Origin of the sequence: Citrobacter sp. Ce119 (assembly GCF_030334525.1) — a bacterium.
Lineage (GTDB): Bacteria > Pseudomonadota > Gammaproteobacteria > Enterobacterales > Enterobacteriaceae > Citrobacter > Citrobacter europaeus.
This window is the reverse complement of sequence record NZ_JAOWDR010000031.1, coordinates 1-12,698: the sequence shown is the minus strand read 5'-3', so window position 1 is coordinate 12,698 and position 12,698 is coordinate 1. Positions and strand designations below refer to the sequence as shown.

At 50.8% G+C, this 12,698-nt stretch carries 14 protein-coding genes and 1 pseudogene; 6 read left to right on the top strand and 9 right to left on the bottom strand.

Annotation, left to right across the window (positions count from 1 at the left end):
* Positions 1 to 11: 11 nt before the first annotated feature.
* Together glnG and OGV80_RS02265 are read left to right on the top strand one after the other, a co-directional pair.
* Entirely contained in the window at positions 12 to 1,421 is a 1,410-nt protein-coding gene (gene glnG, locus OGV80_RS02270) for a nitrogen regulation protein NR(I) (RefSeq protein ID WP_043018955.1), read from the top strand.
* Between the two features lie 111 nt (positions 1,422 to 1,532).
* A complete protein-coding gene (locus tag OGV80_RS02265; RefSeq protein WP_003028631.1) occupies positions 1,533 to 1,643 on the top strand; it encodes a YshB family small membrane protein in 111 nt (36 codons plus the stop codon).
* 88 nt (positions 1,644 to 1,731) lie between these two features.
* Here the strand turns inward: OGV80_RS02265 and hemN are convergent, their stop codons facing one another.
* The 3 genes and pseudogenes from hemN to OGV80_RS02250 form a co-directional block, all read right to left on the bottom strand.
* Positions 1,732 to 3,105: an oxygen-independent coproporphyrinogen III oxidase gene (hemN, locus tag OGV80_RS02260; RefSeq protein ID WP_087052883.1), complete on the bottom strand. Its 1,374-nt coding sequence runs from the start codon at positions 3,103 to 3,105 to the stop codon at positions 1,732 to 1,734.
* A 188-nt stretch (positions 3,106 to 3,293) separates the two neighbouring features.
* Positions 3,294 to 3,803 carry a Der GTPase-activating protein YihI gene (yihI, locus tag OGV80_RS02255; RefSeq protein ID WP_240004100.1) on the bottom strand — a complete coding sequence of 170 codons (510 nt, stop codon included), beginning with the start codon at positions 3,801 to 3,803 and terminating at the stop codon, positions 3,294 to 3,296.
* A 106-nt stretch (positions 3,804 to 3,909) separates the two neighbouring features.
* Positions 3,910 to 4,158, bottom strand: a pseudogene (locus tag OGV80_RS02250) (hypothetical protein).
* Positions 4,159 to 4,367: 209 nt separating this feature from the next.
* On the opposite strand from OGV80_RS02250, the gene yihA reads away from it, so the two are divergent.
* Positions 4,368 to 5,000 (top strand): ribosome biogenesis GTP-binding protein YihA/YsxC, encoded by a 633-nt coding sequence (yihA, locus tag OGV80_RS02245; RefSeq protein WP_072033416.1) that lies wholly within the window; start codon positions 4,368 to 4,370, stop codon positions 4,998 to 5,000.
* 118 nt (positions 5,001 to 5,118) lie between these two features.
* Here the strand turns inward: yihA and spfP are convergent, their stop codons facing one another.
* The 3 genes from spfP to OGV80_RS24475 form a co-directional block, all read right to left on the bottom strand.
* Positions 5,119 to 5,166, bottom strand: coding sequence for a small protein SpfP (gene spfP, locus OGV80_RS24480; RefSeq protein WP_071892919.1), 48 nt, complete (start codon positions 5,164 to 5,166; stop codon positions 5,119 to 5,121).
* A gap of 166 nt (positions 5,167 to 5,332) precedes the next feature.
* Positions 5,333 to 8,119, bottom strand: coding sequence for a DNA polymerase I (gene polA, locus OGV80_RS02240; RefSeq protein ID WP_087052881.1), 2,787 nt, complete (start codon positions 8,117 to 8,119; stop codon positions 5,333 to 5,335).
* Between the two features lie 215 nt (positions 8,120 to 8,334).
* Positions 8,335 to 8,670: a hypothetical protein gene (locus tag OGV80_RS24475; protein ID WP_236019712.1), complete on the bottom strand. Its 336-nt coding sequence runs from the start codon at positions 8,668 to 8,670 to the stop codon at positions 8,335 to 8,337.
* On the opposite strand from OGV80_RS24475, the gene yihG reads away from it, so the two are divergent.
* Entirely contained in the window at positions 8,555 to 9,418 is an 864-nt protein-coding gene (gene yihG / locus OGV80_RS02230) for a 1-acylglycerol-3-phosphate O-acyltransferase, YihG family (protein ID WP_226792429.1), read from the top strand. The genes OGV80_RS24475 and yihG overlap by 116 nt on opposite strands.
* 13 nt (positions 9,419 to 9,431) lie before the next feature.
* On the opposite strand, the gene dsbA is transcribed toward yihG, so the two are convergent.
* The 3 genes from dsbA to OGV80_RS02215 form a co-directional block, all read right to left on the bottom strand.
* On the bottom strand, positions 9,432 to 10,055 hold the full coding sequence (dsbA, locus tag OGV80_RS02225) for a thiol:disulfide interchange protein DsbA (protein ID WP_003028621.1): 624 nt from the start codon (positions 10,053 to 10,055) through the stop codon (positions 9,432 to 9,434).
* 16 nt (positions 10,056 to 10,071) lie between these two features.
* Positions 10,072 to 11,058: a serine/threonine protein kinase gene (locus OGV80_RS02220; protein WP_043018868.1), complete on the bottom strand. Its 987-nt coding sequence runs from the start codon at positions 11,056 to 11,058 to the stop codon at positions 10,072 to 10,074.
* Between the two features lie 76 nt (positions 11,059 to 11,134).
* The gene (locus OGV80_RS02215; protein WP_043018867.1) at positions 11,135 to 11,404 is read right to left on the bottom strand and encodes a YihD family protein; all 270 of its coding nucleotides are present in this window, start codon (positions 11,402 to 11,404) and stop codon (positions 11,135 to 11,137) included.
* A gap of 69 nt (positions 11,405 to 11,473) precedes the next feature.
* Here OGV80_RS02215 and mobA point away from each other — a divergent pair, with 69 nt between their 5' ends.
* Both mobA and mobB read left to right on the top strand, forming a co-directional pair.
* A complete protein-coding gene (gene mobA / locus OGV80_RS02210) occupies positions 11,474 to 12,058 on the top strand; it encodes a molybdenum cofactor guanylyltransferase MobA (RefSeq protein ID WP_080625908.1) in 585 nt (194 codons plus the stop codon).
* Complete coding sequence (mobB, locus tag OGV80_RS02205; protein ID WP_087052879.1) at positions 12,040 to 12,558, top strand: molybdopterin-guanine dinucleotide biosynthesis protein MobB; 519 nt, start codon at positions 12,040 to 12,042, stop codon at positions 12,556 to 12,558. Before mobA ends, mobB begins: the two co-directional genes overlap by 19 nt.
* Positions 12,559 to 12,698 lie beyond the last annotated feature (140 nt).

Sequence of the window (12,698 nt, the reverse complement as noted above, 5' to 3'; positions counted from 1 at the left end):
AGGTGACGTTTATGCAACGAGGAATAGTCTGGGTAGTTGATGACGATAGTTCCATCCGTTGGGTGCTTGAACGTGCGCTCGCAGGGGCAGGACTAAGCTGCACAACATTTGAAAGCGGTAAAGAGGTGCTGGACGCGCTGGCCAGCAAAACGCCGGATGTGCTGTTGTCGGATATTCGCATGCCGGGCATGGACGGTCTGACGCTGTTAAAACAGATTAAGCAACGGCATCCGATGCTTCCGGTCATCATAATGACCGCGCACTCCGATCTGGATGCCGCCGTCAGCGCCTATCAGCAAGGGGCGTTTGATTATCTGCCCAAACCTTTTGATATAGATGAAGCCGTGGCGCTGGTCGAACGCGCCATCAGCCATTATCAGGAACAGCAGCAGCCGCGTAATGTTCAGATCAACGGCCCCACAACCGACATCATCGGCGAAGCGCCGGCAATGCAGGACGTCTTTCGCATTATTGGTCGCCTGTCCCGGTCTTCAATCAGCGTATTGATAAACGGAGAGTCAGGGACCGGTAAAGAGCTGGTCGCCCATGCGTTGCACCGTCATAGCCCGCGCGTCAAAGCGCCGTTTATCGCGCTGAACATGGCGGCTATTCCGAAAGATTTGATCGAGTCTGAACTGTTTGGTCACGAGAAAGGCGCGTTTACCGGGGCGAATACGATTCGTCAGGGGCGCTTTGAACAGGCAGACGGCGGTACGCTGTTCCTCGATGAAATAGGCGATATGCCGCTGGACGTACAAACGCGTTTATTGCGGGTATTAGCCGATGGACAGTTTTACCGCGTGGGTGGTTACGCACCGGTGAAAGTGGATGTGCGCATTATCGCCGCCACGCACCAAAACCTTGAACTGCGCGTACAGGAAGGCAAATTTCGTGAGGACTTATTCCATCGCCTGAACGTCATTCGGGTACATCTGCCGCCACTGCGCGAACGTCGGGAAGATATCCCCCGCCTGGCGCGTCATTTCCTGCAGGAGGCCGCCCGCGAACTGGGAGTAGAAGCCAAGCAATTACACCCGGAAACCGAGGCGGCACTCACCCGTCTGGCCTGGCCTGGAAACGTGCGTCAGCTTGAAAACACCTGTCGCTGGTTAACCGTCATGGCCGCCGGACAGGAAGTACTGATTCAGGACTTACCAACCGAGCTGTTTGAAACCACCGTGCCTGACGCACCGTCACATATGCAACCAGACAGTTGGGCAACCCTGTTGGCACAGTGGGCGGATAGGGCATTACGTTCCGGTCATCAAAACCTGCTTTCTGAGGCGCAACCAGAGTTGGAGCGTACGCTGTTAACCACCGCGCTACGCCATACCCAAGGGCATAAACAGGAAGCTGCACGACTGCTCGGTTGGGGGCGTAATACCTTGACGCGGAAGTTAAAAGAACTCGGTATGGAGTGACAAATCGTCACTGTGTAAAGATTGATTATTAAGCGCAAATTGCTGCTATTTTGCGCTTTACTGTTCCGATGAGTTAAGTATGATCGTGCCCGGCAAACGGGGGAAGTTATCATGCTGGAATCAATGATTAATCTGCTGTCGAGCGGTGCAGTCGAAAGCCATACGCCACAAACTGCGGTTGCCGCAGTGCTGTGTGCGGCGCTGGTTGGGCTGTTCAGCTAGCGGGTTTGTCGGGTGGCGTTTCGCTTAACCGGCCTACGTAGTGAGATTTTGGTAGGCCCGGTAAGCGAAGCGCCACCGGGCAACCCGGTTAAATGACGCGCGAGAATTGCTGCATCCGCGCTTTCTGACGCAGATACGCATCGAAGCACATGCAAATATTACGGATCAGCAGGCGGCCCTTAGGCGTAACCTGAATTCCCTTCTCATTCACATCCACCAGCCCATCTTTCGCCAACGGCGCCAGCAGTTTCAGATCTTCGGCAAAATAGTCAGCAAAGTTCAGGTCCCATTGCTGTTCCACGGCGGCATAGTCGAGGCGGAAGTTGCAGATCAGGAGCTTAATAACATCCCGACGAATGCAGTCGTCGCGGGTCAGGGCGATTCCGCGCCACAGCGCGTCCCCCTGCTCGTCTACCTGCTGGTAATAGTGCTTCAGCTCTTTCTGGTTCTGCGCGTAGTTGTCGCCAATCATACTGATGGCCGATACGCCCATCCCCAGTAGATCGGTATCCCCCTGGGTGGTATAGCCCTGGAAATTGCGATGCAGAACACCCTCGCGTTGTGCAATGGCCAGTTCGTCATCCGGGCGGGCAAAATGATCCATACCAATAAACTGATAACCGGTTTCGGTCAGTGACGAGATGGTCTCCTGCAAGATATCCAGTTTCTGCTGCGCGCTGGGCAGGTCGGCATCTTTAATCTTACGCTGAGCGGCAAACAGCGTTGGCAGGTGCGCGTAGTTAAAGACGCTAAGACGGTCTGGATTCAACTCAGCCACGCGTTTCAGGGTAAAGGCAAAACTTTCCGGCGTCTGTTTTGGCAGGCCATAAATCAGATCGATATTTGTTGAGGTAAAACCAATCTCCCGCGCATGATTCAGCAGCGAAAAGATAAACTCCTCATCCTGCTCACGGTTCACCAGGCGCTGAACTTCTTTGTTGAAGTCCTGTACCCCCATGCTCAGGCGGTTAAAACCTTCAGCACGTAAATGATCGAGCACATCCAGCTCAATTTCACGCGGATCCACTTCGATCGAGATTTCGGCATCGTCGTTGAAGTTGAAGTTGCCACGCAGCAACGACATTAAACGGCTGATTTGCGCTTTATTCAGATACGTTGGCGTGCCGCCGCCCCAGTGCAACTGGCTGACATGGCGTCCGGCGAACAGCGGAGCGCGATGAATGATTTCTTGTTCCAGGGCATCGAGGTATTGATCGGCTTTATGCTGCTGACGCGTCACAATCTTGTTGCAACCGCAGAAGTAGCACAGTTTATGGCAGAACGGGATATGAACGTACAGCGAGAGCGGACGCTCAGGATAACGCGCCACAGCCTTTAGAAATGCTTCAGTGCCGTAGTCTTCAGAAAACTCCAGCGCGGTCGGGTACGAGGTATATCGTGGCCCGGAATAGTTATATTTCTGGATCAGGGCCAGGTCCCAGTCTATTAACTGCTCTGACATGCTCACTCCTTCCGATGGCGTCTCTGGCGGGTACGGCGTACCGACTTAACCCCACTACGGGTGATAAGTCGGTTGCGCAGCCACTTCTGTCGCCGCGACAACCGCTGTAGTTTAACGAATAACCACACCAGATAACATATAACCGGAAGGGTTATAAGCAGGACGGGAAGACCCACGGTGTAAAACCGTTAGTTGCCGCCTTTCAGCAGGCGCATCATGTCTTCCTGTTTTTCTTCCTCTTCCTCTTCTTCCTCGTCATCGTAAGAAAGACCCAGCTTTTGCATCAGTTCATCGATGCGGTCCAGCTTGGCATCAACCCAGGTCTGATCTTCTGCGCTCAGGATTTCTCCTGCTTCAAGACGCTCCAGCAGCGCATCCAGGCGCTCATCCGTTTCCAGTAAATCCAACTCAGCCTGTGGTGAAAGCATAGGTTTCTCACTCTTCGGTTTGTGCTGTTTGGTGACTTTTTCGGTCACGCCTAATGGAATGGGGTTTTTGCTGCCAATACGAGGATCTTTTTGCTTATTTTTGTTTCCGCCACCAGATGCGCCTTCGCTACCGGACGCACGGCTACCCGCCGCATGACCACGGTGTTTTTTCTGGCGCTTACGGTCGCGAGCTTCCTGGTTAATTTCTTCGCGTGTTTTACGACGCGCTTTTGCAGGACCTTTACCGCGTGGTGTAGAAGTTGGTTTCATCATGATTCGTCTTTGGCTGTATTTATTCAGTATATAATTGCGCCGGAATCTAGCAGAAATAAAGAAAAAAGGCGACAGAGTAATCTGTCGCCTTTTTTCCTGACTCTCAACCCTTACGGGCTCTACATTCCCTGTTGGCTATCAACACACCCTGTTTTTCCTTTAGCCTGAAACATTCCGTGTTGTTTCCATTTCCTTTTACTAACGTCTCCGGACGTTTGTCTTCCTGACAATCCTGTGTCTTCGCCTCCTGGCGCTCCTGACCCTCATCCTGAGTCGACTATCCTGTCAGCTTCCTCGCTATGGACACTACTTTACCGGTTTGGTTTAAACGTACAAGTAACCTGGGTAACAATTTCGGATTTTAAGAATAGCACCCTAATGTAACTCTATGATTTGTTTTAGTTCCGTCATTTTTTACTCTGTCATCTCGTATAGAAACTATCGGCAATGTCTCACAAAGTGCGAGGTTTTTACTTACACAGCCCACTCGTCGAAAAACCAGCCTTTTGCTGGGGTTCAGGTATAATCGCTGCAAAGCCCTGATTGATGGAGAGGACTGCTTTGACTAACTTGAATTATCAACAGACGCACTTTGTGATGAGTGCGCCTGATATTCGCCACCTACCTTCCGATACCGGAATAGAAGTGGCTTTTGCTGGCCGTTCCAACGCAGGCAAATCCAGTGCGCTAAATACCCTGACGAATCAAAAAGGTCTGGCGCGTACATCTAAAACGCCGGGTCGTACTCAGCTTATCAACCTGTTTGAAGTCGTTGACGGCAAACGCCTGGTCGATTTGCCAGGATACGGTTATGCCGAAGTTCCGGAAGAGATGAAGCGCAAATGGCAGCGCGCGCTGGCTGAATATCTGGAAAAACGACAGAGCCTGCAAGGTCTGGTGGTGCTTATGGATATTCGTCACCCGCTAAAAGATCTCGATCAACAGATGATCCTGTGGGCAGTTGAGAGCAATGTTCAGGTTCTGGTACTGCTGACTAAAGCAGATAAGCTGGCCAGCGGTGCGCGCAAAGCCCAGTTGAATATGGTGCGTGAAGCCGTACTGGCATTTAATGGTGATGTGCAGGTAGAAGCATTTTCATCACTGAAAAAGCTGGGTGTGGACAAACTACGGCAGAAGCTGGATAGCTGGTTTAGTGAACTGGCGCCGGTTGAAGAGATACAGGACGGAGAATAACCCACCGTATTGCCGGATGGCGCCGCTGCGCGTCTTATCCGGCCTACAGTATGTGCGAAACCTTCTTTCGCACAATAAAAAACGCCCCAGTCATTACTGACTGGGGCGGCTAAAATATTCAGCCAAATCCGATTACGTGAAGTAAAAGGTCTGAAAGATAGAACATCTTACCTCTGTACCCTACGTGAATAACTTTACTCTTTTTTGAGCAGCTCAGAAAGCACTTTTTGTAATTTTTTTTCATTCCTTACATAGGGAATTCTAATGAACATCACAAAAAGTTCTATCTTATGTTGCTTAGTTACGAAAAAGGGGCGTTATTCAGTAAACCCTTAGTGCGCCTGATCCCAGTTTTCACCACTACCGACTTCCACCAGCAACGGCACGTCAATCTGGGTCTCATTTTCCATCAGTTGGTGGATCTTTTTAGAGACGCTTTCCAGGTCATCTTTATGCACTTCAAACACCAGTTCATCGTGTACCTGCATAATCATGCGCACGCGCGGGTGCTCGGTTTGCAGCCATCCATCCACCGCTATCATGGCGCGTTTGATAATGTCTGCGGCTGTACCCTGCATCGGGGCGTTAATTGCCGCACGCTCGGCACCTGCGCGACGAGCGCCATTACTGGATTTAATATCCGGTAAATAGAGACGACGCCCTTCCAGCGTCTCTACATAACCTTGCTCTTTCGCCTGCGCACGAGTTCGTTCCATATATTCCAGCACGCCAGGGTAGCGTTCAAAGTAGAGGTCCATGTACTTCTGCGCTTCTTTACGCGGAATATTCAACTGGCGCGCCAGACCAAAGGCACTCATCCCGTAGATCAGACCGAAGTTAATGGCTTTCGCGCTGCGGCGTTGTTCACTGGTCACGGAATCCAGCGGTAAGCCAAAAACTTCCGCCGCCGTTGCACGGTGAATATCTTTCCCTTCGGCAAACGCGGTAAGCAGGCCTTTATCACGTGAGAGATGCGCCATGATGCGCAATTCAATCTGCGAGTAGTCCGCAGAGACAATCACATAGTCTTCTGGCGCAATGAATGCCTGACGAATACGACGACCTTCGTCATTTCGTACCGGGATGTTCTGCAGATTTGGGTCCGTTGAAGACAAGCGCCCGGTAGCGGTAACCGCCTGATGATAGGAGGTGTGCACGCGCCCGGTTTTCTTGTTAATCATCAACGGAAGCTTGTCCGTATAGGTTGACTTCAGTTTTGCTAAGCCACGATATTCCAGGATGACTTTCGGCAACGGGTAATCCAGCGCGAGCTCTTCCAGTACCTCTTCCGACGTTGATGGCGCACCACCAGGGGTTTTCTTCAGCGGCTTAATACCCTGCTTTTCAAACAGGATAGTTTGCAGTTGCTTGGTGGAAGAGAGGTTAAACGCTTCTCCGGCGATCTCGTGCGCTTTTTGCTCCAGCTCGTTCAAACGCAGCGTCAGCTCTTCTGAATGCTTGTGCAGAACTGCCGGATCGATTTTCACACCGTTGCGCTCAACGCGAGACAAAACCGGCACCAGCGGCATATCGATATTTTCAAAGACGTTCAGCGGCCCTTTATGCTGCTGCAATTCCGGCCACATCTTCAGATGCAGCTGTAGCGTAACGTCGGCATCTTCCGCAGCGTAACGACCGGCTTCTTCCAGCGCTATCTGGTTAAAGGTCAGCTGGTTTTTGCCCTTTCCGGCGATCTCTTCAAAGGTGATGGTTTTATGTTTCAGCCAGCGGTCAGACAAGCTGTCCATATCGTGTCGGCCAGCGACGCTGTTCAGAATGTAGGATTCGAGCATGGTATCAAAGGTGATGCCGCGCAGCTCGATGCCATAGTTCGCCAGAATACCGCGATCGTACTTCAGGTTTTGCCCGACTTTGTGTGCGTTCTCATCTTCCAGCAGCGGCTTCAGCAGCGCCAGCGCGCGGTCACGAGCGATTTGATCGGGGGCGTCCAGATAATCGTGGGCAACAGGAACATATGCAGCCACACCCGGTTCAATGGCAAAAGACAGGCCAACCAGATTCGCGGAGATGTTGTCCAGACTGTCAGTTTCAGTATCGAAAGCAAAAACAGGCGCTTTTTTTAGCTTCGCGATCCACTCTTCCAGCGTCGCTTCGTCCAGAATCGTCACATAGTTATCATACGAAAGAACCGTAGCCGGCTCTTCAGGCGTTTCATCGACAACGAGTGTTTCCTGTAGTTTTGCCGCCGGCTTCGTTCCTTTCGCCTGTAGCCATTTACCCGCTTCAACGTCGGTAACCCAACGTTTGAATTCATACTGTTTAAACAGGCCAAGCAGTTCTTCTGCTGCCGGTTGACGGACTTCCAGCTGCTCGCAGGTCAACTCCAGCTCAACATCCGTTTTGATAGTAGCCAATTGATAGGAGAGGTACGCCACCTCTTTATTCTGCTCAAGTTTGCCCGCCATGGTTTTCGCACCACGGAAAGTCAGCCCCGCTATTTTGTCTGACTCAGCATAGAGGGTATCCAGCCCACCCAGCCCCTGCAGCAGAGCCTGCGCGGTTTTTTCACCTACGCCTGGAACGCCAGGAATGTTATCTGAGGAGTCCCCCATCAGCGCCAGGAAATCGATGATCAGTTCCGGCGGGACGCCGTACTTATTCACCACTTCATCCGGGCCGAGGATCGTATTGGTCATGGTGTTGATCAGGGTGATATTCGGCGTCACTAACTGAGCCATATCTTTATCGCCAGTGCTAATCAGCACCGGACGACCCACCTTCTCTGCTTCCCGCGCCAGCGTACCGATAACATCGTCCGCCTCCACGCCTGATACGGCCAACAGTGGCAACCCCATCGCTTTTACCATCGCATGCAGGGGTTCAATCTGCGCTCGCAGATCGTCCGGCATAGGTGGGCGGTGCGACTTGTAGTGTTCGAATAACTCATCACGGAAGGTTTTACCCTTAGCGTCGAATACCACCGCTGCATGGGTCGGCTGATATTGCAGAATCAAGCTACGCAGCATGTTGAGCACGCCATACATCGCGCCAGTAGGCTCCCCTGCACTGTTAGTCAGCGGCGGGAACGCATGGTATGCGCGATAAAGGTAAGAGGAGCCATCTACAAGGATAAGGGGGTTTTCTGGGATCTGAACCATAATGTCCGTGCCTGTTTATCAGATTATGGGTAAAGGATGCCACAGACAGGATAAAAACATGAGTTTTTCGCCGCATTTGTCGAAAAACTTTTGCAGTTCTTCTGCTTTGCTCGCAAACACGGCTGTGGATAACTTTGTGAATAAATAATTTTCAGTTCTTTAAATATAGCAAGGCAATTAGTGCTTCATTGTATTTATGTATATTTTTCATAATCTTAATTTAGCGCGCAGCATTTTATTCCATTTTTCCAGCTTATATCCTGATGTGGATAGATATTCTCTTTTTTTCTATTCAGGGAAGAGCCATCATTTGATTCGTTTTCTGATAAAATCAGCCCCTTGCGCCTCTTTAGCGCACTATCTATGGCTAACCTTTTGAATAATTTAATTATGACGAGAATACTCGCTGCGATAACGCTGTTGCTGAGTATCGTATTGACCATATTGGTCACGATTTTTTGTTCTGTGCCGATCATCCTTGCCGGAGTTGTGAAACTCCTTTTGCCCGTTCCTGTCGTCTGGCGCAAGGTTTCCGTGTTCTGTAATTTCATGATGTACTGCTGGTGTGAAGGTCTGGCGCTACTGCTACACCTCAATCCGCGACTGAAATGGGATGTCGAGGGACTGGAAGGTCTTAGCAAGAAAAACTGGTATCTGCTCATTTGTAACCATTACAGCTGGGCCGATATTGTTGTGCTTTGCGTTCTGTTCCGTAAACGCATCCCGATGAATAAATATTTCCTCAAGCAACAGCTGGCCTGGGTGCCCTTTATTGGCCTGGCCTGCTGGGCGCTGGACATGCCGTTCATGAAACGCTATTCGCGTGGCTATCTGCTCCGCCATCCGGAACGGCGCGGAAAAGATGTCGAAACAACACGTCGTTCCTGCGAGAAGTTTCGCGTACACCCGACAACCATTGTGAATTTTGTCGAAGGTTCACGCTTTACCAAAGAGAAACGCGAGCAAACCCGCTCTCCTTATCAAAACCTACTCCCACCCAAGGCAGCCGGTATTGCGATGGCATTGAACGTACTGGGTTCACAGTTCGATAAAATGTTGAACGTCACGTTGTGCTATCCGGAAAACAGTAGCCGACCGTTCTACGATATGTTGAGCGGTAAGCTAACGCGGATTGTCGTGCGGGTGAATCTGGAGCCAATTGATGAAGAGTTGCACGGTGATTACGTGAACGATAAGGGATTCAAGCGTCGGTTTCAGCTCTGGCTAAATACGCTATGGAGTGAGAAAGACGCGCAGCTCGACGCGATTAAAGCCTCAAATAAAAAAGCCGGTCAGTGACCGGCTTTTGCTTTTATTTCTGACCAACCAGGTATTTCACGGTATCCGCATACTGTTGTACAAAGATATCCATGCTGCTGGTATCCATGCCCTGCGGATTTACCTGATATTTGCCATTCACGAACATCGCCGGAACGCCCTGCAGCTGTAAATCAGCCGCTGCTTTTTCCTGCTGCGCCACGAGTGATTTCACTACGAAGCTGTTCCATGCCGCATCATAGTCTTCGCCTTTAATACCTGCGTCGACAAACACTTTACGGATATCAGCAACGGACTGAACGGTCTGAGTTTTCTGAACTCCCTCAAACAGCGGAACAGTGACCTGATCTTCAACGCCCAGCGCCATAGCAACCGCCCATGCCTGCGTCAGATCTTTGCCCAAAGGCCCCAGAAACTCGACGTGGTATTTGGTCATCTTGGTGCCTTCCGGCAGTTTTTTCTTCACGTTATCAGAGACGTGAAGCACTTCTTCAAACTGATAGCAGTGCGGGCAGTAGAAGGAGAAGAACTCCAACACTTGCGGTTCACCCGCAACTGGCTTTTCCAGAGTGATGTATTGTTTACCATCCTGGAACTGCGCTGCAGATGCGCTAAAAGCTAAGACCATACCAGCCAGCGCCAGCCATATTTTTTTCATGTTCAAGTTTCTCCGATTAATACATTGGCGTTAATTGTAAGGGGGGCTCTTGCAGAATTTTTGCCTGCTCAATAAAGGTCGCGGTCTGACGATGCCAGTAATCTTCCCCGGTTAACCACGGGAAGTTTTTTGGAAATGCAGGGTCAGCCCAACGTCGAATTAGCCAGGCAAGATAATAAACTAAACGCATAGCGCGTAAAGGTTCTATCAGTCCGATTTCAGAGATGTCGAATTCACTAAACTCTTCATATGCCTCGATAATGGTTTCAAGCTGCATACGTTGTTCAGCTTTATCGCCATTGAGGAGCATCCATAAATCCTGAACGGCTGGACCATTGCGGGCATCATCTAAATCGACAAACATCGGGCCATCGCGCCATAGGATATTACCGGCATGACAATCACCGTGCAGGCGTAACGTGGCAAAACGTGTATGCCAGCGTTCGGTAACGACCGCGATAAGTGCATCTGTCGCCTTCAGGAAGGCCGCCTTTTGCCCTGATGGGATCAGCTGCGCGTGCTCAAAAAGTTTACGCGGCTCAGTCAGGTACTCTTCAAGACCTATCGTCGGGCGGAAGGCAAAATTATGCTTACCTCCGGTCTGATGCATACGCCCCAGATAGCGCCCCACCGCCTCCATTTGATCGATATTGTCGGCCTCAAACTGCCTTCCGCCGACGCTAGGGAAGATCGCATAATGAAAACCCTGATGGCTTAACAGCGTTTGGCCGCTGAATACCAGCGGAGCAGCTACCGGGACTTCATCGCTTACCAGTTCCAGAGCAAACTGGTGCTCTTCCTGGATCTGATCGACAGACCAACGTTCAGGGCGATAAAACTTAACGACAAAGCGTCGACGGTCTTCGTCCTGGAATTGATAGACACGGTTTTCATAGCTGTTAAGCGGGGTAAGCCCGGAGTCCACCCGGATCCCCTGCTCAAACAGTGCATCCATGATGGTATCCGGGTGTAGCGTCTGGAAATTAAAAGCGTTGTCGTTCATCCCATCATCCGGAAAATACTACGAATGATTCAGGATATCATTTCGCAGCGCTTTCGGTGGCGGCGATTACAAGCTTTTACTCTTTAATTACGCCACGTGCGCGGAGTAGTGCGGTTTTAAAATCTTCTTCATAATCTTTCTGAATACCTGGAATGGCCGCATCTTTCGCCGAGTCACGCATTTTCAGGTGATAGATCAGAATGTCATCAGTTAAATCCGCCAGTTCGCCGTCAAAACCTGACTCTTGCGCCAGTTTCTGTAAAAATTGCATCAGGTTAAGATCAGGTTCCTTTTGCCAGGCAGGCTGGAGGAGTTCAATAACTTCATTCAGACGTTTACATTTCATGGTTGTGCTCCTTAGGCTCAATACAGATACGTTAGCAGGGTCAATCCCACATTAAAAGAGGCGATATCAGTGATTCTGGATAGTGCAATAACAGGGGTTGTGCTGGCTGGCGGTAAGGCCAGACGGATGGGTGGAACCGATAAAGGTCTGCTTGAACTGGACGGTAAACCTCTTTGGCGGCATGTGGCCGATACCCTCGCTTTGCAGGTCGAAACCGTGGTGGTTAACGCCAATCGCCACCGGGATATTTACCAGCAAAGCGGCCTGAAAGTTATCCCCGATTCATTGGCCGATTTCCCTGGCCCACTGGCCGGGATGCTATCGGTATTCCTGCAGCAAACGGGGGAGTGGTTTTTGTTCTGCCCGTGCGATATGCCCTATATTCCTCATGATCTGGTTACACGTTTGAAGGAACAGCGCAAAACCGCACCCGTTGTCTGGGTGCACGATGGGGAAAGAGATCACCCGACCATTGCGCTGATGCACCGCTCCATGCAGCCCTTGTTACAGGATTATCTTCAGTCCGGTGAAAGGCGCGTCATGGTCTTTATGCGCCAGGCTGGCGGTCATGCTGTGGATTTCAGCGATCGCAAAGATGCGTTCGTGAACGTGAATACCCCTGAAGAACTCGCAAAATGGCAGGACAAATCATGATCCCATTACTCGCTATAGCAGCATGGAGCGGAACGGGGAAAACCACGCTGCTCAAAAAATTAATCCCGGAGCTACGTGCCAGAGGTATTCGTCCCGGATTGATTAAGCATACCCATCACAATATGGATGTCGACACGCCCGGCAAAGATAGCTATGAGCTACGCAAAGCAGGTGCAGCACAAACGCTGGTCGCCAGCCAACAACGTTGGGCGTTAATGGTAGAGACGCCGGAAGAGCCCGAACTGGATTTAGCGTACCTGGTAAGCAGGATGGATGCATCAACGTTGGATATGGTGTTGGTTGAGGGTTTTAAGCATGAACCTGTTGCTAAGATCGTGCTTTTTCGCGACGGTTGCGGGCACAGTCCGGAAGAATTGGCGATAGACGAATATGTTATCGCGGTTGCCAGTGATGTTCCGCTGGCGGTGGATGTTCCATTGTTAGATATCAACGATCTACAGCAACTTACTGATTTTATTACGCAATGGGTAAGGCAGTAACTGTGGTATTGCCTGATGCGCTGCGCTTATCAGGCCTGCAAAATACGTTCAGTCCGGCGATTTTCACTCCGTACAGACGCAAAAAAGCCCATCCGTCAGGATGGGCTTCTTCACTTGTTTGATGCCTGGCAGTTTATGGC